Below are 21,418 nucleotides of genomic sequence, written 5' to 3'. Positions count from 1 at the left end.
TTTGGTCACTAAATAATAATCAAATTGATGGAATTATAATGAGTCAAATTTCATCGTTCTAAAAGACACCCTCCCTCCATACGATATGGGGAGGAGGGTGTAACCTTTGCTAAAAAAACTACAATGGTCAGCTGGTTTATTATTGTTCTTCTTCGTATTACCTGTCATTGCAGGGCAACTTCCGTTCAATAAGCAGGCATCAACTCCGATCAAACAGGAAAAACAGGCAGAAGAAAAACAGCAGGTTGTGTTTGCTGCTACAAATTCATCTGAACAAAGTGATCTCGAAATGACGAAAGATCTGATTCAAACGAAAGATCCGTTTCAAGTGTTAATCTTATTTACACATTCACATGAATCGTATGGGCCGATGGTGCAAAAAGTCAGTGGAAAAGTAGCAAATTATGATACTCAAACAAATATTTATAAATTCAAGGATGATATCGTCAACAATTTCCAGTCTAGCGGTTTACAAACGGATGTGTTGGATGTTGATGTTATGGAGCTCTTGAAGAAAGAGGGTAAGGATATGCGCTACGCTTACAGTACGGTACGCCCATATCTAGCAAATCATTTGAAGGAACAATCCTATGATCTTATTTTAGATGTGCATAGGGATGGAATATCTAAAAAAGCTTCAACGATAACTTACAATAACGAAACATATGCGAAAATTGCTTTAGTTGTAGGAGAGGAGCATCCAAACTTCAGATGGAATACAGCCTACGCGGATAGCTTATCTACTGCAATGAATAAGCTTATCCCAAATATTTCACGGGGTGTTATATCGAAAGACGGCGAAGGTGGTAATGGTCTCTACAATCAAGATTTAGCAAAAGAAATGATTATCGTTGAACTTGGTGGTGTAGAGAATACAGAGGAAGAGTTAAAACGTACGATTGCAATATTAGGGAAGGCGATTTCAAATGCCTTTGCTTCGGAGATAATAAATTAATTGTAAAAAACTTCTCGTTTACTCAATAAATTCACTCTGTCATTGCGCAAACTAGCGTGAGACTGCTATAATTCAGTATAGTTTAATTAGGAGTGGAAGATATGAACCGAGAAGCACGTTTAAAAAGACAAGAGAATATTCGAAATTTCTCTATTATTGCACATATTGACCACGGGAAATCTACGCTTGCTGACCGTCTTTTAGAGCAAACGAAAGCACTAACTTCCCGTGAAATGAAAGCACAGCTACTCGACTCAATGGACTTAGAGCGTGAGCGAGGCATTACCATTAAATTAAATGCAGTACAATTAAAATATGAAGCAAAAGACGGAGAAGTGTATACATTCCATTTAATCGATACACCAGGACATGTCGATTTCACATATGAAGTATCACGAAGTCTAGCTGCTTGTGAAGGTGCTATTTTAGTCGTGGATGCAGCACAAGGAATTGAAGCACAAACACTAGCGAACGTATACTTAGCGCTTGATAATGACCTTGAAATTTTACCAGTTATCAATAAAATCGATTTACCAGCGGCAGACCCGGAGCGTGTACGCCAAGAGGTCGAAGATGTTATTGGGTTAGATGCTTCTGAAGCAGTATTAGCTTCTGCTAAAGCTGGTATCGGTATTGAAGAAATTTTAGAACAAATCGTAGAGAAAGTACCTGCACCAACAGGTGATCCAGATGCGCCTTTACAAGCGTTAATTTTCGACTCTGTGTATGATGCGTATAAAGGTGTTATCATCTCGATCCGTATCGTGAACGGTACAGTTAAAGCGGGCGATAAAATTCGCATGATGGCTACTGGTGCTGAATTTGAAGTTATTGAAGTCGGCATTCACACACCAAAAATTACACCACAAAAGGAACTAACTGTCGGAGATGTTGGTTACTTAACAGCGTCTATTAAAAATGTTGCTGACACACGTGTAGGGGATACAGTTACATTTGCGGATCGCCCAGCAACTGAAGCGTTAGCTGGTTACCGTCGTTTAAATCCAATGGTATTCTGCGGTTTATACCCGATTGACACGGCGAAATATAATGACTTACGTGATGCGTTAGAAAAATTAGAGTTAAATGACTCCGCACTTCAATTTGAACCTGAAACATCACAAGCACTTGGCTTCGGTTTCCGTTGTGGATTCTTAGGACTATTGCACATGGAAATCATTCAGGAACGTATCGAGCGTGAATTCAATATTGACCTAATTACAACGGCTCCATCTGTAATTTACGATGTGCATAAGACAGATGGCTTGTCATTAAAAGTTGATAACCCATCAATGATGCCAGATCCACAAAAAATTGACCGTGTAGAAGAACCGTATGTTAAGGCGACGATTATGGTGCCGAATGATTATGTTGGGGCTGTAATGGAGCTTTGCCAACTTAAACGTGGTAATTTCATGGCGATGGATTACATCGATACTACACGTGTTAGTATCATTTATGAAATGCCACTATCAGAAATTGTCTATGATTTCTTTGATTACCTAAAATCAAACACAAAAGGTTATGCATCGTTTGACTATGAGTTAATTGGCTACAAACCATCGAAACTTGTAAAAATGGATATCCTTCTTAATGGTGAACAAGTCGATGCACTTAGCTTCATCGTTCACCGTGACTTTGCTTATGAACGCGGTAAAGTAATCGTAGAAAAACTAAAAGAATTAATCCCACGCCAACAATTTGAGGTACCAGTTCAAGCAGCAATTGGTCAAAAAATTGTAGCACGTTCAACAATTAAATCAATGGGTAAAAACGTACTTGCAAAATGTTACGGTGGGGATATCTCACGTAAACGTAAATTACTTGAAAAACAAAAAGCAGGTAAGAAACGTATGAAACAAGTTGGTTCAGTCGAAGTCCCACAAGAAGCCTTTATGGCAGTATTGAAGATGGATGATACGAAGTAACGTTCATATAACAATGTTTATAGGGGTTATAAACCAATAATTTTATATAAGATGGGTCGAGGATGCCACCAATTTGCCACCGCTATTAAATTGTGCCAGCAATTTTATAAATCTTTTGCGATGGAATCAAAAATATTGACAGCATCCAGGCCCATCTTTTGAGTTAAATGGACATAGCGGTCTTCAGTAGTTACTGAAGACCGCTATGTCCTAATCTTTTTTTTTGACAATTTTTATTGGTTGTCCATTTTTGATTAACATTGTTGAATGGATATGTTGGAGCTTATAGTAAGGCTGTAGAGTGTTTGGTAACTGTAGACTTCCTTCATGCGTATAACCTAGGGCATTACTGTCGTATGGGCTAAAATGATACATGCTTGGGGGCGGTCTACTCCTGAAGCGGAGCGAAGTGGTTTTTAGCCGTCCATAGATAAATAGTAGACGAAACATGATAATTGGGTGGGATGGAAATATAAAATATAGAACTAATTGAATGTTTGTTGATAGTGAGTCTTATCTATGTGTTTGTTTTTTTACTTTCTTTTTCAGCGCATTTAATGTTACGTAATTTTGCAACAAAAAGTAATAACAAAGGCAATAAAATGGTAACTGTTAAAGAAAATAGTGGCCAAATATCCCTATTATAGTAAGATGAATGAATGGTATTCGGATGAATAATTTGGGAAAGTACGATTGAAATCATACCAAGTGGTAAGATAAGTGGTCTATGATCTTTAATATTAAGTAATTGTGCTATACCCTTTACGGATGCGTAAAAATAAAGAAATGACCTAACAAAAATTGTAATTATCCACAAAAAAGCCATTATCATCTCAACTCTTTGCAGAAAATTCCCTACAGAAATATTTTTAGCCAATGTATAGCTAGGAAAAATTTTAAGGGATGTAATTGTAGCACCCAGTACAAGTATACTCAAAGCTATGATAATAGTTAATATTAGACCTCCAGCTATTGTCCCTAAATAAAAACCTTTTTGCGTAGACTGATGTTCATTAATAGCGGAAGGGAATATCATTAATAATACAATCAATGGAAACGAAAAAAAGCTCATAAAATAAAAAGCACCAAACAGGAGTGACATTGTTGATGTTTCAAATATTGGTTGTATATTTTTTACGTTAATATCTGGAGAAACAAATATGACAAATATAATAAATAAGAGCAAAAATAAAGGGAATATGAATTCTGTAGTACGTGCAAATACTTCAATACCTAAAAACGAGCCATACATGATAACGATAGTGAACAATATTACGAATGCGACTGTAGGTGTCTCTGGCATTACTACAGTTTGCATAAAAATCCCGATGAAATAAAATAATTCACTTGCTGAAAGAAAGGTTAAAGTTATAAAACTAATGGATGTGAATTTACCAATAAACTTACCTAAAATTCTTTCATTAGCTTCCACGAACGATAAATCAGGAGTCTTATTTCCTAAAGAGATGAAAAGCTTTATTACTAAAATACTTAAGACCACTCCGACTATTGCCGCAATCCAAGCATCTTGTTTAATTTCACTTGCTAAGGAAGAAGGAATTATTAATATAGCTGTACCTATGGAATATAGAATTACAATTATTGTATACTGACGCGCGCTAATAATTTCTTCTTTCAAACTTATCACCTCATTACGTTCTAGAAATGTATATCTTCATTACCTTCGAAACCTCTGGACTGAAATTGATTTAATGATTTATGTTCAAATACAAGGATTAACATCTTAATGAAGAAATATTCAAAAAAACAATAACAAGACCACTCCGTGATGGGTGGTCTTGATGTTTTTATTCACCTTCATTGGAGTATTGAAGATGGATGATACGAAGTAACTTGGTATAAAGGATGAATAGGTAGCCAAGTTGTTAATCTTAGGCATTCTCCTATACATGTTTGATTTTCGTAATGTAAATAATGTCAAGTTAATTTAAATTACCTGTACTAATAATAGACGTATTGACTTTGATATCTATTTTTAGCTTACTCATCGTCTCTTCTGTCATTTTTTTTGTCCATTTCCCCTCGTAGTACATTCGGAAATTCTCACTTAAACCAATCGGGTCAATTTTTTGTTCTTTGAGTTTATCTAAAAATTGGATAATGTTTTGCTCGTATTGTTTATTAATATCATTTTCTAGCTCCGATAAGTTTTCTAAAGAAGTTAGATGATTATACCTTTCACCTCTATAATCTATAAGGGAGCCTTTAATACTCAATGTTATAGTTAGCTTTGGAGATTTTACACTTTTATTACTCTCTATGTGTACCTTGCTTCTAACTAAATCAAGCATTAAACTTTCTTTGCCATGACCTTGATGTAATTCAAGGGAGAGAGGTGCAAGCTTCTTATGTCCTTGTATGTCTTGAATGATATGTGCCTCGTTCGGCGGTATGGTTTCAAACATATTATCATTCTTAAATAAAGCAACGCCTGTTATTTCTATTCTCTCCCCTTTTTTTTCTATTACTGGAATGATGGGATCAAATACTGGATTTGTTACGGTATAGATAAAATCGTGAATGTTGGTATTTGGATTAAATGCAGTATTAATAGTGGGTTCTAATAAATCATATAAAAAAAAGTTTATATTAGGCTTATCCGGATAATCCCCATTTAGCAATTCCTCAGCATTACCCTTAACGATTGCAATTAGCACTTTATCGCCGGACTCAGGATTTCTGTATAAATGCTCGATTGTCTCTTTTATCGGTCCTTTTCGGGCATATTCCTCGTTAATAAGAACAACACGTAATTGGTTGAATTGAATCTTTTTATCTGAAAGTGCCTCTATATCGACAACGCCTTTAGAAACTAATTCGGTAGCAACGGAGAAAACTAGCGTATCCTTCTTTGCTTCAGGAGAATATTGTGGGATTGCTACGCTTAATTTCACCTTACTATCATCAATATAGTCAAATCCCATAATGCCCACCAAAGCAATATCCTCTAAGGGGACTTTAATCCCTTCTTCTGAACAACCTGCCATAAAAATAAACGCACATAAAGTGGTGACTAGTAGAAATTTTCTGTTCATTGTTTCACCTGCTTTTTTTGGAGTAAGTAGATGATACTCAAAAATATTGGCCAAACGACTAATATATAGGCAAGATAACTATTTCCTTTAAAAATTCTTTCTTGATATTCACGTGGGAATGGAATCATCACAACGAGGAAAATGACGATAGCGAGAATATATATATAAAATTTTTTATGTTTAGTGAACAGAGACCCCATTCCTACGGTTGCACTCCATAAAACGACTGCAACGGTAGTTAATATTAGAAATACCCATAATGTTACCCCAAGAATATCGAACCTTTCTACAAAAGAAAGCTCTCCAGCTTTAAATACATTTAATAAAGAATACTCAATATGTTTCAATTGCCATTCTGAGAAATACATAACGCTCACTATGACGGTGATATAACAAAGACATATGCTTATCCAAATACCTATTGTTGCATGTTTAAACGCTTTTTTTTGATCTTTAATATACGGAAAATAAAACATAATTAATTCATAGCCTAAAATGGATAGGTAGCCTGATTTAAAGGCATCAAAAAATTCACTACTACTGAAGTTGAATAAAGGGGAAAAATGTCGTATATCACCTTTTTCAATGGCCCAATTAGTGAAATAAAAAATACCTATCGTTATAAAGAAGGCTAATATACAAAATCTTGCAATAGATTTTATCCCGCCATTTACAATATAAATAAGTAATAGGAGCAAAAAGAGAACAGGCATTAAAATGGTTTGTTCTGGGAGAGCATTACTTTGTATAAGATGCATGTATTTATTAATAACCCCTGCAATTAACAGAGTAAAGTGAAGGATTACCAAAGAATTGATAACTTTTCCCAACCCTTTCCCCAGTAATATTTCATTAATACGAAATAAATTTTCATTAGGATACTTAGTGTTAAGCCAGATTATTGGCCAAAGTGTTAAGGTTGCAATGAACCCAAATATAAGTGGAAAGAGTATTTGACTATAGCCCACTGCGCTAAGATCTCGAGGTAGTGTGAGCATTTCGGTACCAACCATAGCACTTTGTACCAAAAAAATAACATGGTAGCGATTCAAAATTTTCTTGTTGTGTGTACTCATTTTAAACTACCTCAACTTCCGTCAAACATTTTACTTTTTCTGTGCTCTCGAAATTCCTTTTCGGCTTTTTATATATTCTGTTGGAAAACGAATAATAGTGTCCAACAAGTCCGTAGCCTTTCGTGGAATAATAGGAGTCATATATGGTGTTCCTAAAGAATTCAATCTTAGTAAATGGGCAAATAACCAAGCAAAGGCTAACATTTGACCAAACATTCCAAACAAACCAGCAGATAAAATAAAGATATACCGAACGAATCTACTCGTATTACCCATTAAGAAAATAGGAGGGAGAAAAGAAAGTAATGCAGAAGCAGCCACTAACACAATAAGAATATTACTGACTAGTCCAGCTTCTACCGCTGCGGTGCCAATTACAATACCTCCAACGATACCAATCGTTTGGCCGACTTTCGTAGGCATCCGTGAACCAGCTTCCCTTAAAATCTCTATGATTAATTCAATAAACAATACTTCGAAAAGTGGTGGGAAAGGTACTTTACTTCTCGATTCTTGTAAATTCAATAAAAGCTCATAAGGGAGAAGTTCTGGGTGAAATGTTAAGGCAGAGATATAAGCAGGTGTGATCATGATTGTTAAGAAAAAGCCAAAAAATCGAAGCATTCGAAGTAAAGACGCTGTTGTCCAACGGTTGTAATAGTCTTCAACTGAAACGAACATTTCGAAAAATGATGTAGGACAAACGATTGCTGCTTGGCTATTGTCCATAAAAATAACGATTCTTCCATCAATGAGATTCTGACTAATACTATCAGGTCTGACACTCATGTAATATTGTGGAAAAGGAGATAAAGGATTATCTTCAATAGCTTGCATTAACTGTGAGATATCCGTAAATATCGGATAGTGTACTTTATCTAATCGTTCTCTCAACGTATCTAAATTTTCCTTGCATACAATATTCTCAATATACATAATGGTAATTTTAAAGTTAGAGTCTGTTCCTAACATGTGATCTTCGTTTTTTAGCATCGGATTTCGTATTCGCCTTCTTACCAAAGAAATATTGGTTTCTAACGATTCTGTAAATGCATCTTGTGGTCCGATTACTGTTGATTCTGTAACGGAATCTGTTATCGCGCGTGTAGGAGCACTATAGGTGTCAATAGACAGCAGTTGATGTGTTTTATGAAAATACATCAACGTATGGCCACCAGCAAGTTTTTCTACAACACCCTTAAAGTCTTTTACATCAACAGTTTCTGATAATTGATGAATTTGATGGATATGAGAACATAGTGGAACTAATACTATTTCTTGCAGCGTCATTTTTTCTACAAGCGAAGCAGAATTGATAATAGTCACTAAACCTTCACTTGTAGAGACTTCTTTGAATACAACGTCCTCAATATTTTTTGTTATCTCTTTTATAGCTTTAACCGTTTCATCAGCTAAAACGCCCTCAACAGTAGGGGGCTTTTTATACAGCTGATCACCTTTGGTGGTACGTACCAACTTATATTTCAAAAGTACCACACGCCTTTCTATATATAGATAAAATTAGGTTATCCATTTTTAAAAAGAGTATGTATGAAAGATATTAACGAATTTTGTAGGGTAAATATTTATGATAAAAAAGCTCTCAAGTAGTTTTTGTAAGTGTCTACTTGAGAGGTATAGATAGAATGAATTATTTATCTTTTTTTAAATACATAATAAAAATGCCAAATAAACAGACACCAGTCAGGGAACCTAAAGTAAACCCCCATGAATAATAATCGAAGAGTAAATACATTAGTAACATACCGAAAATATATCCGAGAGTAATGCCGAACAAAAATTTCTTGATTTTCAAAGCTACACCTCCTTGTAACGGCATTATAGTAATGATTTTCGTTGAATAAAGTATAGTTGGAATCGGATTTCAATTCCATTATATAAATATCTATTATATTATCGTTAAAAATATCTCTATTTTTCAATCGAAAGAAAATATATATCATAAGCAGTATGCGCGCCATGTTGCATTCCAATGAAGGAATAGAAGTGCAGTCCCTTATGCCGCATCAGCCACGAAATGATGCAAATCAAAAATAGAGTTTGTAGTAACTCACAACCTACTACAAGAGGAAATCATATACAAGTAAAATTGGTGTTTTTACGAAGAAAACTCTAATACTTTAAAACATCGTTGAATTAGGAATTACAGAAAACTTATCTAGATAAAATCAATTCTATGAAATAATCGACTAATATGCACTCTAATTGTTAGAAAATAAAAATCTAATGATGGGTGTTTTTTATTTATATAATCGAAGAGCGTTTAAATTCTACCGAAGTGATTTTTTTATATAAAAAATGGGCGAAATATAAGCATCAGAAAAATAAAAACAAATAATTGAAACTTTTTCTAAGAAAATGACCACTAATCATTTGAAAGGAGTTGCGAGATGAAAGATAAAAATTACAAGTTAGTTAAGAAAGCTATTAAAGGCAATAATGCAGCCTTTGAACAATTAATAAAGCAGCATTATGAACAAATCTACCGTACAGCATACCTGTATGTACATAATCGAGAAGACGCTTTAGATATTGTGCAAGAATCCACTTATCAGGCTTTCACATCTATTCACACATTGAAAAATCCAGAGTATTTCATGACATGGTTTACCAAAATAATCATTCGTTGTTCGGGTCAATGTCTACAAAAAAGGAAAAATATTGTGCCAATGACAGAAGAGATATTAGCTGAAATTAATGCGAAGAATGACACGATTGATGAGAATTCATTTTTTCTTTTGGAAACTATTGGGGAACTGAAAGAAAACTATCGAACTGCTATTATACTTTTTTATTACTACGATTATTCGATTAAAACGATTAGTGACATGATGGAAATACCAGAAGGAACAGTTAAAACTAACTTGAGTCGAGGAAAAGAAGCACTTAAACAAAATTTTGTAAAGGAGTATACTTATGGATCATAAGAATCTGAGACATATTATTGATAAAATAGAAGTGCCAAAAGAAGATGTGTTTCGTGCGATTGAAATGGGAATACAGCAAGGGGAGCAGAAGAATCGCCGAAACTCCTATCCTAGGAAGAAATTTATAGTAAGTTGTGCAATAGCTGCATCTTTTATGGGCCTAATTTTTTCTTCTGGATTTATTAATCCAAAAATGAATCAAGTATTAGCGATGACACCTATTATTGGCGCAATCTATGAACAGTTCGGCGATAAAATGGGGTTAGATCTGGCTAGGCAGAATTTGATCACAGAATTAGACCAGTCGGTAACCAAGAATGGTGTGACCGTTAAACTAAATAATGCCTATTTTGATGGTGGGATTGTTTCCATTACAGGACATGTCAGTGGAGAGTTAGAGAAAGGGATTAACGAAGAAGGTGAGTTAAGCATAGATGTTAATTTTGAAAATGGTAAAGCCGATCATGATCTTTGGTTACATGGTAAGTCAACGCAGTTTAAAGAAACTGAAAAAGGTTTTGAGTTTCAATGGAAGTTAAATTATCCCTATGAAACGATTAAAGAAGATTTCACATTACCGATAGCTATACATTATATAAATGGAATAAAAGGGGATTGGAATTTCGATATACCAATTACACAAGCTGAACATAAAACTTTAGCCATTAATCATTCAAGGGACTACCAAGAGGAAGGAGTCCAAATAAATATTAATGACATTAAAATTGCTAATGCGTCCTCCGTTTTAAATTTAGAAACGGTTTCGAAATATGAAGATGACAAAATTGATATAAAAAAAGCTGTGGATGACAAAGGAAATATACTATTTCAGTATGTAAATAACACTATACTTTCACAAACAAAAGAAAAAAATGGCTTCCATGTTTCTGCGCATAAAACTATCAGTAAAATAAATGAGCATGTACAATCGATTACATTTTACCCGACTATTTCTATTTTTGAGCTACCAGTGCAACAGCTACTGAATATTTCAACATTTTTACTTGAAAGTGAACGAACAGCATTAGCGATCAAAGTAAATAGCGTCACGGCAGAAGGCAATAAAATAATTGTGGATTATAATTTCGAAGGATTTCCGAATAATTTGAACAATCATCGTGCGGATTTAGTATTACATAATTTATCGTGTGCCTTCAATCTAATTGATAACGATTTTATGGGTGAAATAGATCCTGAAAATCCCATGCCACCGGAAAATCATAGTATAAGCAAAAATGAAGTGAGGTTATTAGATAAAAAAACGTATCATTATCAATCTGTATTTCGTTTAGATGGGGAAGAACAAATAGAAAATTTCGCATTGGAAAATACCGTTTTACAATTTAATTTTACTAGTTTTATTGAAATAAAAGAGTTAGCACCGTTTACTGTCGAATTATCTAAATAAATAAGCTTCTTACTAATGGCTGCTTAAACAGGATGAGTTATTTTACACGAACGGTTGGTGAAAGAAAATCCTCATATTTTAGACTTAGCTAAATTTTTACCATAAAGAAATTAAGTTATTCTTGTAAAAGGGACTATTGGACACCCCCTTTTACGAGAATAAAATTTTTTTCAAAACTATGTCCCTCTTTCCTTTATTTCTTTGTATATAGTGAAAAATAAGATTTGGGGAGGAATAGATATGGGAGGTTGGATTAAGTTACATAGGAAAGTGCTAGACAATGAAATTTGGTGTGATGTGACGGTGTTTCGGTTGTTTACATTACTGATGCTTAAGGCGACACATCAAGAGTTGAAGGTGCGAGGACAAACGTTAAAACGTGGCCAATATGTACGTTCGTATAGCAAGCTTGCGGAAGACTTGGCATATAGGGAAGACGAGGCTTGAAGACAATGTCGAAAAGTACGGTCATGCGTGCGGTGAAAAAATTAGTGGTTGCTGGAATGATAGACATTAACGAGACGGAATATGGAACGTTGTTTACCGTCATCAATTATGATGTATATCAAGGAATGGGGGCAAGTATGTTAACCGAACGTGACACGATATCGATACGAACAATGAATGTTACTGAAACGAATGCAGGAGCAAAACAAGCACTGAATGAATTTCAAGAAAGAAAAGAACATCAGTACAATTATGATATAGAAGATGGTACATTACCACAGTTGCTTATGCAAAGTATGTCATTAGCAAACTTATTTATTATGGAAATTCAAAAAAATGACCCACATTTTAAGGTGATGAATAAGATGCTTTGGGCACAACAATTACAAGTATTTATGCAAGAGCAATCGCGTACTATTGTGTTAAATCCACATAAGTTAAAAGAGCGTTATACCTCATTATTATTAAAAATGCGAAAGCGTAAGAAGCCTGTCAGACGGGTAGAAGTGATACCAGAGTGGTTCCAAGAGCGTCATACTCAACCAAATTTGGCTGAACAACCTCCTGAGATGGATTTTGAAGCAGAGCGTGCGAAAATAATGAAAAAATTGAATGGATAAAAATTCTATAATGTTTTATTTTGAGGATCATAAAAATAAGTTATTCTAGGAATGGGGAAGTATGTTAGTACCTTTAACGGTTGGTAATGCCATAGGGTGCGTTATTATTTTTTGCATATTGGATGAATGTGGGGGATAAGTAGGATGGGGAATGGCTGTTTTACGAAGAGGGTAATGGTTGTAGGTGCTTCTGGTGTTCTTGGTAAATTAGTATGCACGGAGTTACTTAGAATATTTGATACGCAAATAAACTTAATTGTGACTGATTATAAGGAAGATCGAGGTAAGACGCTAGCAAACTCGTATAATAAAGATGTTAAATTCGAATATTTGGATGCGAAAAATGAAGAGAATGTAACTAAGGTTATTAAAAATGTCGATATTGTAATTGTTGTGTTAAAGCAAGATAACCCTTATATTCAAAAGACTTGTATAGATAACCGTATTCTATGTATCGATGTAACGCCCTTTACGGATTTCGTTGGAAAAATAAAATTATTACAGCAAGAGGCTGAACTAAATGAGGTAGGATCTATTGTAATGTCTGGCTTTTTTCCAGGGGTCTCTGGATTGATGGTTCATAAAGCCATAATAGGTTTTCAACAAGTGGATGAAGTAAATATTGGCTTGCTCCAAAATACAAATGCTAAAGCTGGTATCTCAGGTATATTGGACATGTTAAATATTATTTCTCAGCGCGTTATGAATGGTACGAGAAATTTATCGGGCTTTACAATGAAAAGAAAAATGTATTTTAATGAGCCAACCAATGAAAGAGAAGTACGGTTAATAAATCATGCAGAAAAAGGTTACCTAAATCAAAAGCTTAATGTGAAAACAATAAATTACTGGACAGCATGGAATCAGCCTTTTTTCAATAAACAAATTTCCTTGCTTAAAAGTCTGGGGATTATTGATATTATACTTAATCTGGGGAACAAAAAATTCCTTTCGAAGATAGTTAAGCATAAACCTGAAAAAGATGAAAATGCCTATTTAACTGTTGAAGTAAAAGGAATTATCGATAATAAAGAAACAATCAGAACTTTAGCGCTTTCTACCTTTTCGGATTACCATACAACAGCAATGGTAACAGCCGCTTTAGCTAAAGTGGCGGTACAAAAAAAGATAGAAGGTGTAGTTTGTCCTTTTGAAATCACTAATATTGATGAACTACTTACGGAAATAAACTGTATAAAAATAAATTTGAAAAAACTTTCATAGTAGAAGATGTTGAAGAATCACAAAGATTTAGTGTGATGGTTGGTATTAAGTGTTTCAATGATACAGTCTTACAATTTGTTTTAGAAAGCTTTATTGTTATAACTTCTAAAAGATCATACTTTATATTGAATTAATACATAATTAGTAGTATACTTGTTCGGGCTAATATTGAGAATTTTGGTGTATTGATTACAAATTAAACGACAAAAACCCTTCATTTAATGAGTATCAAGCTATACACAAATCTATTCCTTGAAATGTGAACGAGCTACATACGTATAATCAATTATATCAAGCGATTTCCAATGGTTGGTTTAGTATATCAATATATGATGGAATAGCATTAATTGGCTATGAACGTATTACTTCAGATAGAAACTATCAAACGTTTATTTGTGACGTTATGGTTTACACGAAATATCAACGACAAGGTATTGCTACAAAAGTGATAGAAGCCTTCCTGGCGCAATGCAAACGTCAGGAAATAAAATAGATTCAATTTTCTTGTGCGAAAGGGAAACAGCTATTTTTATCAAAAACTTGGATTTGTAAAACGTGATCCAGTAGCGCCAAGAACGATGCTATTTTACTACTGAAAAAGGATTTCATAGTATGTGTAGTTGAAATAGTCCTATAAGTAGTCGATTTAAAAAAGATGAGGTTGAAACTTTATGAAAAAGAAAATTAGCCTAGTAATATTTGCACTTGCCTAATTAGGGCTGTTAGCTATATATATTTAGTAATTTTATAGAGTTAGAAAAAGCACATAATAAGCTGGCTAAAGAAAATCCTCAAATTTCTAAAATTGAATCTATTATTAGCATAGGCAGATGGGGCGAATGGAATTCCGAATTTGTCGGTGTAGTAATAATAGATAATTAAAAGTATCGAATGTGGTTTGATAAAAATGGTCTTGTCAATGGTAATGGACTAGTTTACTAAATTTATATATAAGTAGTCTGTGTTAGAAAGCAAAACTGTCGATTCGTAAAGCCCCTATGACAAAAAGGGTCTTTCTCGAGAAACTAGGGACTTATCAATGCAGTGGTGAGAATAATCGTTTCATGTTTCGTTATTTAGTAATCAACTGGTGAAGATCTATTGTATTATCCTTCTTTCCTTTATCTCTTTGTATTTAGTGAAAAACAAGACTTGGGGAGGGATGGATATAGGAGGGTGGATTAAGCTAAATAGGAAAGCACTAGGTAAGGAAATTTGATGTGATTTGTTTCGCTTGTTGAAGGTAAAGGCAACGCATTAAGGGATAAAGGTGCGTGAACAAACGTTAAAAGGTGTTCAATATGTACGTTCATATGGCAAGCTTGCAGAATTTTTAGCGTAGTGGGCAGGACGAAGCTTAAAATAGTATGGTCATGCGCGCGATCAAAAACTAGCGATTGCGGGAATGATAAATATTAGTGAGCTGGGATACGGAACGCTGTTTATCATTTAGGATGGATGCAACTACGTCAAACGAACGTGACACGAATAATGTGAATTGCTGGAACGGATACAGGAGCAAAACATACACTGAATGAATTTTAAGAAAGAAAAGACATCATTAGTCACTTTGTTTATTTTTAAAATTCAGAAAATTGACGAGGGTTCTATGGTGATGAAAAAATGCTTTGGACAAAATAATTACAAGTGTTCTTGGAAGAGAAATTACTTGTATGTTAATTTACGACAATCGTTATACCTATTGCACAGCAAGATGAATTCGAGCTGACTTTTGTTTTAAGCCCAAATTAGTTAATAAAACGTTATTCCTCATTACTTCCAAAAATGAAGAAGAGCAAGAAACCTGCACGATGCGTAGAAGTGATTCTATGAGTGTCTTACACAACCGATTTTGGTTGAAAGCCCCTAAAGAAGGATTTCGAAGCAGAACGTGCAAAAACGGAAAAATTAAAGAGATGAAAATTTCATAATATCTTATTTTGAGGATGTTAGAAAAGTAGTTTGTAGGGAAGAAAGGAATGTTTAGTCTTAATGAAAGACGTAATACTTGCAATAAATAATATGGGTGAAACAAAAGTACAGATGATGAAGCGAAGACCTGGTAATTATCTTTTACAAACCATGTTAGGTGGGCTGTTAATTGGTTTTGGTATTATGCTCATTGTGACAATAGGTGGTCTGCTAGCTCCATCGGGTGTACCTAGCATGAAAATTGTGCAGGGTGTCTCATTTGCAGTAGCATTAAGTATGGTGATTTTGGCTGGGGCATATTTGTTTACAGGTGATAATTTAGTGCTGACTGTTAGTACGCTGTCGAAAAAGACGTCTCCTTTAGAAATGCTAAGTATATGGATGACTGGTTATATTGGAAACTTTTTCGGTGCTCTGTTTGGAGCGGGGTTATTTTTTTACGCGGGTCTTGCAGTTGGGGATACAGCTGCATTTATTGAAAAGCTTGCAACGGTGAAGATGAATGCTGGATTCGTGGAGCTCCTTTGTCGAGGTATTTTATGTAATCTACTTGTATGTTTGGCCGTATGGTGCGGTTATAAATTGAAAAGTGAAACGGCGAAAATAGCGATGATCTTCTGCTGTATTTTCCCTTTCATTACATCTGGATTTGAACATAGCATTGCGAATATGACATTATTTAGCCTAGCATTAATGATTCCACATGGCGAACTTGTATCGTTGAGTGGCGCAGTAGCAAACTTAGTGCCTGTGACGATTGGTAATATTATCGGTGGTGCTATCATTGGGTTTATATACTGGATGAATGTGAGAGAAAAGTAGAATGAAGAATGGGTATATCCCGAAAAAGAGTACTTAAACAATAAGCTAACTGTGAAAATAAAAAATACTGGACTTTTTGGAATCTGCCCTTTTACATAGAAGGTGTTGAAATCTTACAAAGGTTTCGTGTGACGACGAGTCACATAGTATTTGCGCTGATGAACGAACAGCTATTAGTACTTCTTTTTCAAGTAACCATCAGCTTGGCAAGGAAGTATGGAGAGATTATTTTTCGGGAGTCATACTCTAATATCTATATTTTTAATAAAAGTCGAACACAACATTTAAACTTGTTGCGTTCGACTTTTTGTTTGTTTTTTGACGATTAATACAAATAAGCTTGCTAAAACACAGAAAACGCCTGCCAAGAAAAATGCCCATGTATAAGTATCGAAATATTTATAGATGAGCCCTCCTCCAAAAGCAGCTACGGCAGCTCCGCCCTGATGAGATGCAAAAATCCATCCGTATATAATTCCACTTTTCTGTGTGCCAAAAATTTGTCTTACAATACTAATTGTTGGTGGTACTGTTGCAATCCAGTCTAAACCGAAAAAGATTGTAAAGATGATGAGTAATGTGTAAGAGCCATTCATTAAGGCATATGGGAGTAATACAAGAGAAGTTCCTCGTAACATATAGTACCAAAATAATAACCATCGATTATCGAAACGATCGGACAACCAACCTGACAGTGTTGTACCTACTAGATTAAAAACCCCCATAAAGGATAGAAGAGAAGCAGCCGTTACTAAAGGTATTCCAAAACTAATGCAGTAAGATACAAAATGCGTACCAATCAACCCACTAGTAGAAAGCCCGCAAATAAAGAAACTACCAGCCAATAACCAGAATTCTTTTACTTTAACTGCTTCAAATAAGCCATTAAAAGCAATAAGTATAGGGTTTTTTCGTGGGCCGGTATTTTTTTCTTCGACTTCTTTTTCAAGTCCATACGGAAGCAGTCCAACATCCATAGGTTTATTTTTCATAAATAAAAATATAATTATAAACATGAGGGCACTTAGGAGTATGATTAAGCCGATCGCCCATCGCCATGAATAGTTTTCGATAATTATTGCTAGTACAGGGAGTAGAACTAGCTGGCCTGTCGCTGTACTTGCCGTTAGTATTCCTACTGCAAGCCCTCTTCTTTTCTCAAACCAATTATTAGCCACATAAGGACTTAAGACTGTTAAAAATAGACTGGAACCGAGTCCGATTATAATGCCCCATATGATGATAAACTGCCATGTTTGAGTCATGATAAGAGTCAGAGTAATCCCTGTAAGTAGTGTTGCCATAGCTATCAACATCATTTTCTTTAGCCCTATTACCTCGAGTAGTGCTGCCATAAATGGCCCGGAAATACCGTATAAAAAAAGACTTATTGCAAAAGCGAGTGCAATAAAAGATCGGTCCCAACCGAATTCACTTTCAAAGGAATCTATGAAAACACCGGATGATGACATCGTGATTCCGGCAACAATGATGGAGAAAAATGTTATAACCAAGATAAACCAACTATAGTGAACACGCTTCATACTTACACCCCCGTGAAACAATTTATGTATATACATGTATGGTATGTTATAAAAAGAGGTATTTGCTATTTCTTCAAAATATATGTATATACATATATAATGATAGTTATGAGTTAGTTATCTGTCAATAAATAATTTTCTGATTATTAAGGTGGTAAATGCTAAGATAATAGTGAACTTACCGAAGTTGAATGGCTTTGAAAGGGGATATGTGTAATGAGTACTGAAAATAATGACATCGACTATTTACAAATTTGTGTGTGTGCAAACCTTAGAAGAAAAACAAGAGTTGTCACTCAGCTTTATGACAAGTTGCTTCAACCGACGGGTTTGAAAGTCACACAATACTCAATGTTGGCAAATATTTCGCGGCAGAAAGCCGTCTCAATCAGCAGATTAGGTGAGATTTTGTTACTTGATCAAACGACTGTTACTCGTAATGTAAATGTATTGAAACAAAGTGGTTATGTCTCTGTGACAAAAGATAAACGGGATTCAAGAACAAAAATAATTTCTCTAACGGATCAAGGAATTGAAAAATTAGATGAAGCAACACCAATTTGGCAAGACCTACAAGAAAAAATTATCAATGACATTGGTTTAGAAAAATATAAGGATTTTTACGAAACACTAAAAAATATACAAAAGATCATAAAAATATATGATAGTTAATTAACAGTCCAAAATAAGCTTGGAAGCGGGGGAGGTTGAAAATATAAAGTCTACTCGTTTAATCTGGAAAGTGTTTGGGCATATGGTGCGATATAGAAGGGACGAATGGTTAGAAAATCGTAGGTAGAAAGAGCCGATGTCTTTATGTTTAAAAAGAAAATGATTATTTTGAATTTATGTTAACTCATCTATGAGGCGGTGGCATAGTTTTTGAGATTTTACAAAAATACATAGATTGAATGAGCGCATGAAAATTGTCTTCGTGTGCTTTTTGTCGTTTATCTATATTTGACCAGTTGTCGTGCAAAAACGACCATTTATAGAAATTCCATTTACAGGAAGGCTTAATGTTTTTATAGTTAGAACAAATGAAAGGATGTGGTGAAGTGAAGTTTGAAGTATCGATTGATCCATCCTGCAAAGAACCAAAAATAATTATTATAACCGATAAAATGTCGGATGAGATAAATGTGATCATGGAACGATTATCGGAAACGCCTACTGATTCATTAGCTGTATTTTCAGAACGAGAAGTTGGGATTGTCGAGTGCAAGGAGATTATTCGAATTTATGCGGAAAAGCAAAAGGTGTTTGTTCAAACCTTACAAGGGATTTATTCGGTACGTGCAAGGCTATACGAGCTAGAAGAAAAATTGGATAGCCAATTATTTGTGCGTATTTCCAATTCAGAGATCGTCAACAAGAAAAAAATTAAAAGTATGGACATAAGCATTACGGGGACAATTGGCGTGTTGTTAAAAGGTGACATTCAAACATACGCATCTCGCCGCTATGTCTCCAAGATCAAAAAATTATTCGGAATATGAGGTGATGATATGTTGAAGAAACTACTTAGCCGAGCTGCGGGGGGCTTCGCGTACGGTATTTTAATCGGGCAGGTTGTGCAAATAAGTATTTCACTGAAACTAGGGCAAGGTCAATTTATGCCAGTTACCCCCGATTTTGCTAATTTATTTAACAATGAGGCGACAGCTGTTATCATTCAACTCTTACTGACAGGTGTGATTGGTTTAACGTTTGCCATGAGTAGTACCATCTTTGAAATCGCCAAATGGGGCTTATTGAAGCAGTACCTTATACATTTTTTTATTACGGCCATAGTTTGGGTACCGGTTGTGGCATTCTGCTGGATGCCTAAGAATATGCTGAGTATCTTCATTTATTGCGTTAGTTTTTTAGGAACGTATTTGATTACTTGGTTTATTCAATACACCATTTCCAAAAAGGATATTCAGCAGATTAATGCCATGATTAGGGCGAATAACGATGAAGAGACAGGAGATGAGATCAATGTCAATTGAATTAGAAAACCTCACGAAGCGGTATGGCGAAAGAAATGCGGTTAATCAGTTATCATTTTCGATTCAACAAGGTGAGTTTTTTGCACTCCTTGGGCAAAATGGTGCAGGGAAAACGACAACGATTAAGATGCTGTGTTGTTTACTACCTCCGACAAGTGGCGATGCAACGATGTTAGGAGATAGTATTGTTGGAAATCCATCAGCGGTTAAACAAAAACTCAATGTATCACCACAAGAGACGGCAGTTGCACCTAATCTTACTATACAGGAAAACCTTGAGCTCATTGGGCGAATCTATGGGGGCAATAAGCAGCAATCACAGATGAAAGCTATTGAGATGATGGACGTATTCGGGTTAACAGAACGGGCGAAGAATAAAGCGAAAACTCTATCAGGCGGTCTGCAACGGCGGTTAAGTATTGCGATGGCGCTTATCTCAAATCCAGAAATTCTTTTTTTAGATGAGCCAACACTAGGGCTAGATGTCCGTGCTAGACGCGAACTGTGGAATACTTTAGCCGCACTAAAAGGGAAAATTACGATTATTTTAACGACACATTATTTGGAGGAGGCTGAAGCTCTAGCAGACCGAATTGGTATTATGCACGGTGGGAAACTACACGCGTTTGGCACTGTGGAAGAACTCAAAGAGTTGACTGAAAAAGCTACACTTGAAGATGCCTTCTTACTATTAACGGAAGAGGAGGGAGCGTAATGAGATCAGTAGCATTTGCTGAGCGTAACCTAAAGGAGATTTTTAGAGATCCGTTAACGCTACTCTTCGGTATTGGACTTCCCGTAATCATTATGTGGCTGTTTTCAGTTATGCAGAAAAATATGCCGTTTGATTTGTATAACATTGAGAATTTAACGCCAGGTGTGATTGTCTTTAGTTTCTCGTTTATTACGTTATTTTCAGGTATGCTCATTGGTAAGGATAAAAGTAGTTCACTTTTAATGAGGATCTTTGCATCTCCTATGTCTGCATCTAATTATATTGTAGGTTATGTACTTCCGTTACTACCAGTTGCTGTTTTTCAAATTGTTGTGTGTTTTATGACGGCACTTGTTTTAGGCTTATCTTTTAATGTGAAAATCTTGGTAGCGCTTGTTGTGTTAATGGTCATTGCGATGCTCTATATTGGATTTGGCATACTCCTAGGAACGTATTTTACAGATAAACAAGTAGGAGGGATTTTTGCCATCTTCGTAAATCTAACAACATGGCTTAGTGGTACTTGGTTTGAATTAGATATGATTGGTGGTATGTTTCAAACCATTGCATATATACTCCCTTTCGCCCATGCAGTTGATGCTACACGTGCGGCATTTTCAGGAGAATATGGAGACATCATGGTGCCTCTTCTGTGGGTGATTGGTTATACCATAGTGATATTTTTTATCGCAATTGCGGGTTTTAAAAAGAAAATGATAAGCTAAAGTAGGTGCACCTTTAAGCGATAA

At 35.1% G+C, this 21,418-nt stretch carries 20 protein-coding genes; 14 read left to right on the top strand and 6 right to left on the bottom strand.

Annotated elements, in window-relative coordinates:
• The first annotated feature begins 106 nt into the window (after positions 1–106).
• Both spoIIP and lepA read left to right on the top strand, forming a co-directional pair.
• Positions 107–955, top strand: coding sequence for a stage II sporulation protein P (gene spoIIP / locus ACIQZG_RS00560; RefSeq protein WP_402753210.1), 849 nt, complete (start codon positions 107–109; stop codon positions 953–955).
• A 101-nt stretch (positions 956–1,056) separates the two neighbouring features.
• Positions 1,057–2,883, top strand: a complete 1,827-nt coding sequence (lepA, locus tag ACIQZG_RS00555; protein WP_402753209.1) for a translation elongation factor 4 — start codon at positions 1,057–1,059, stop codon at positions 2,881–2,883.
• A 517-nt stretch (positions 2,884–3,400) separates the two neighbouring features.
• Here the strand turns inward: lepA and ACIQZG_RS00550 are convergent.
• The 5 genes from ACIQZG_RS00550 to ACIQZG_RS00530 all read right to left on the bottom strand — a co-directional run bounded on the left by ACIQZG_RS00550 (position 3,401) and on the right by ACIQZG_RS00530 (position 8,831).
• Positions 3,401–4,522, bottom strand: a complete 1,122-nt coding sequence (locus ACIQZG_RS00550; protein WP_402753208.1) for a GerAB/ArcD/ProY family transporter — start codon at positions 4,520–4,522, stop codon at positions 3,401–3,403.
• Positions 4,523–4,826: 304 nt separating this feature from the next.
• A complete protein-coding gene (locus ACIQZG_RS00545) occupies positions 4,827–5,939 on the bottom strand; it encodes a Ger(x)C family spore germination protein (protein WP_402753207.1) in 1,113 nt (370 codons plus the stop codon).
• Positions 5,936–7,015: a GerAB/ArcD/ProY family transporter gene (locus ACIQZG_RS00540; RefSeq protein ID WP_402753206.1), complete on the bottom strand. Its 1,080-nt coding sequence runs from the start codon at positions 7,013–7,015 to the stop codon at positions 5,936–5,938. Before ACIQZG_RS00540 ends, ACIQZG_RS00545 begins: the two co-directional genes overlap by 4 nt.
• 30 nt (positions 7,016–7,045) lie before the next feature.
• Positions 7,046–8,503 (bottom strand): spore germination protein, encoded by a 1,458-nt coding sequence (locus tag ACIQZG_RS00535; protein WP_402753205.1) that lies wholly within the window; start codon positions 8,501–8,503, stop codon positions 7,046–7,048.
• A 163-nt stretch (positions 8,504–8,666) separates the two neighbouring features.
• The gene (locus tag ACIQZG_RS00530; RefSeq protein ID WP_402753204.1) at positions 8,667–8,831 is read right to left on the bottom strand and encodes a hypothetical protein; all 165 of its coding nucleotides are present in this window, start codon (positions 8,829–8,831) and stop codon (positions 8,667–8,669) included.
• Between the two features lie 595 nt (positions 8,832–9,426).
• Here ACIQZG_RS00530 and ACIQZG_RS00525 point away from each other — a divergent pair.
• The 7 genes from ACIQZG_RS00525 to ACIQZG_RS00495 all read left to right on the top strand — a co-directional run bounded on the left by ACIQZG_RS00525 (position 9,427) and on the right by ACIQZG_RS00495 (position 16,416).
• Positions 9,427–9,963 carry a sigma-70 family RNA polymerase sigma factor gene (locus ACIQZG_RS00525; protein ID WP_402753203.1) on the top strand — a complete coding sequence of 179 codons (537 nt, stop codon included), beginning with the start codon at positions 9,427–9,429 and terminating at the stop codon, positions 9,961–9,963.
• Positions 9,953–11,371 carry a DUF4179 domain-containing protein gene (locus ACIQZG_RS00520; protein WP_402753202.1) on the top strand — a complete coding sequence of 473 codons (1,419 nt, stop codon included), beginning with the start codon at positions 9,953–9,955 and terminating at the stop codon, positions 11,369–11,371. The genes ACIQZG_RS00525 and ACIQZG_RS00520 overlap by 11 nt, the downstream gene beginning before the upstream one ends.
• Before the next feature lie 240 nt (positions 11,372–11,611).
• Complete coding sequence (locus ACIQZG_RS00515) at positions 11,612–11,818, top strand: hypothetical protein (protein WP_402753201.1); 207 nt, start codon at positions 11,612–11,614, stop codon at positions 11,816–11,818.
• A gap of 5 nt (positions 11,819–11,823) precedes the next feature.
• Entirely contained in the window at positions 11,824–12,438 is a 615-nt protein-coding gene (locus ACIQZG_RS00510; protein ID WP_402753200.1) for a hypothetical protein, read from the top strand.
• 144 nt (positions 12,439–12,582) lie between these two features.
• A complete protein-coding gene (locus ACIQZG_RS00505; protein WP_402753199.1) occupies positions 12,583–13,662 on the top strand; it encodes a saccharopine dehydrogenase NADP-binding domain-containing protein in 1,080 nt (359 codons plus the stop codon).
• 259 nt (positions 13,663–13,921) lie between these two features.
• Entirely contained in the window at positions 13,922–14,155 is a 234-nt protein-coding gene (locus tag ACIQZG_RS00500) for a GNAT family N-acetyltransferase (RefSeq protein WP_402753198.1), read from the top strand.
• A gap of 1,529 nt (positions 14,156–15,684) precedes the next feature.
• Positions 15,685–16,416: a formate/nitrite transporter family protein gene (locus ACIQZG_RS00495; RefSeq protein WP_402753197.1), complete on the top strand. Its 732-nt coding sequence runs from the start codon at positions 15,685–15,687 to the stop codon at positions 16,414–16,416.
• 284 nt (positions 16,417–16,700) lie between these two features.
• Here the strand turns inward: ACIQZG_RS00495 and ACIQZG_RS00490 are convergent, their stop codons facing one another.
• The gene (locus ACIQZG_RS00490) at positions 16,701–17,960 is read right to left on the bottom strand and encodes an MFS transporter (RefSeq protein ID WP_402753196.1); all 1,260 of its coding nucleotides are present in this window, start codon (positions 17,958–17,960) and stop codon (positions 16,701–16,703) included.
• A gap of 216 nt (positions 17,961–18,176) precedes the next feature.
• On the opposite strand from ACIQZG_RS00490, the gene ACIQZG_RS00485 reads away from it, so the two are divergent.
• The 5 genes from ACIQZG_RS00485 to ACIQZG_RS00465 all read left to right on the top strand — a co-directional run bounded on the left by ACIQZG_RS00485 (position 18,177) and on the right by ACIQZG_RS00465 (position 21,394).
• Positions 18,177–18,632 (top strand): MarR family winged helix-turn-helix transcriptional regulator, encoded by a 456-nt coding sequence (locus ACIQZG_RS00485; RefSeq protein WP_402753195.1) that lies wholly within the window; start codon positions 18,177–18,179, stop codon positions 18,630–18,632.
• Between the two features lie 386 nt (positions 18,633–19,018).
• Entirely contained in the window at positions 19,019–19,459 is a 441-nt protein-coding gene (locus ACIQZG_RS00480; RefSeq protein WP_402753194.1) for a LytTR family DNA-binding domain-containing protein, read from the top strand.
• Between the two features lie 9 nt (positions 19,460–19,468).
• Positions 19,469–19,954: a DUF3021 domain-containing protein gene (locus ACIQZG_RS00475; RefSeq protein ID WP_402753193.1), complete on the top strand. Its 486-nt coding sequence runs from the start codon at positions 19,469–19,471 to the stop codon at positions 19,952–19,954.
• Complete coding sequence (locus ACIQZG_RS00470) at positions 19,944–20,669, top strand: ABC transporter ATP-binding protein (protein WP_402753192.1); 726 nt, start codon at positions 19,944–19,946, stop codon at positions 20,667–20,669. Before ACIQZG_RS00475 ends, ACIQZG_RS00470 begins: the two co-directional genes overlap by 11 nt.
• The gene (locus ACIQZG_RS00465; protein WP_402753191.1) at positions 20,669–21,394 is read left to right on the top strand and encodes an ABC transporter permease; all 726 of its coding nucleotides are present in this window, start codon (positions 20,669–20,671) and stop codon (positions 21,392–21,394) included. The genes ACIQZG_RS00470 and ACIQZG_RS00465 overlap by 1 nt, the downstream gene beginning before the upstream one ends.
• Positions 21,395–21,418 lie beyond the last annotated feature (24 nt).

Origin of the sequence: Lysinibacillus sp. NPDC096418, assembly GCF_044762775.1 — a bacterium.
Lineage (GTDB): Bacteria > Bacillota > Bacilli > Bacillales_A > Planococcaceae > Lysinibacillus.
This window is presented reverse-complemented; position numbering and strand designations above follow the sequence as displayed.

Bases quoted from the DNA above. Each gene is read 5' to 3' on its own strand.
- lepA (WP_402753209.1), top strand. From the start codon at position 1,057: ATGAACCGAGAAGCACGTTTAAAAAGACAAGAGAATATTCGAAATTTC.
- ACIQZG_RS00545 (WP_402753207.1), bottom strand. From the start codon at position 5,939: ATGAACAGAAAATTTCTACTAGTCACCACTTTATGTGCGTTTATTTTT.
- ACIQZG_RS00540 (WP_402753206.1), bottom strand. From the start codon at position 7,015: ATGAGTACACACAACAAGAAAATTTTGAATCGCTACCATGTTATTTTT.
- ACIQZG_RS00525 (WP_402753203.1), top strand. From the start codon at position 9,427: ATGAAAGATAAAAATTACAAGTTAGTTAAGAAAGCTATTAAAGGCAAT.
- ACIQZG_RS00520 (WP_402753202.1), top strand. From the start codon at position 9,953: ATGGATCATAAGAATCTGAGACATATTATTGATAAAATAGAAGTGCCA.
- ACIQZG_RS00515 (WP_402753201.1), top strand. From the start codon at position 11,612: ATGGGAGGTTGGATTAAGTTACATAGGAAAGTGCTAGACAATGAAATT.
- ACIQZG_RS00510 (WP_402753200.1), top strand. From the start codon at position 11,824: ATGTCGAAAAGTACGGTCATGCGTGCGGTGAAAAAATTAGTGGTTGCT.
- ACIQZG_RS00505 (WP_402753199.1), top strand. From the start codon at position 12,583: ATGGGGAATGGCTGTTTTACGAAGAGGGTAATGGTTGTAGGTGCTTCT.
- ACIQZG_RS00495 (WP_402753197.1), top strand. From the start codon at position 15,685: ATGGGTGAAACAAAAGTACAGATGATGAAGCGAAGACCTGGTAATTAT.
- ACIQZG_RS00490 (WP_402753196.1), bottom strand. From the start codon at position 17,960: ATGAAGCGTGTTCACTATAGTTGGTTTATCTTGGTTATAACATTTTTC.
- ACIQZG_RS00485 (WP_402753195.1), top strand. From the start codon at position 18,177: ATGAGTACTGAAAATAATGACATCGACTATTTACAAATTTGTGTGTGT.
- ACIQZG_RS00475 (WP_402753193.1), top strand. From the start codon at position 19,469: ATGTTGAAGAAACTACTTAGCCGAGCTGCGGGGGGCTTCGCGTACGGT.
- ACIQZG_RS00470 (WP_402753192.1), top strand. From the start codon at position 19,944: ATGTCAATTGAATTAGAAAACCTCACGAAGCGGTATGGCGAAAGAAAT.
- ACIQZG_RS00465 (WP_402753191.1), top strand. From the start codon at position 20,669: ATGAGATCAGTAGCATTTGCTGAGCGTAACCTAAAGGAGATTTTTAGA.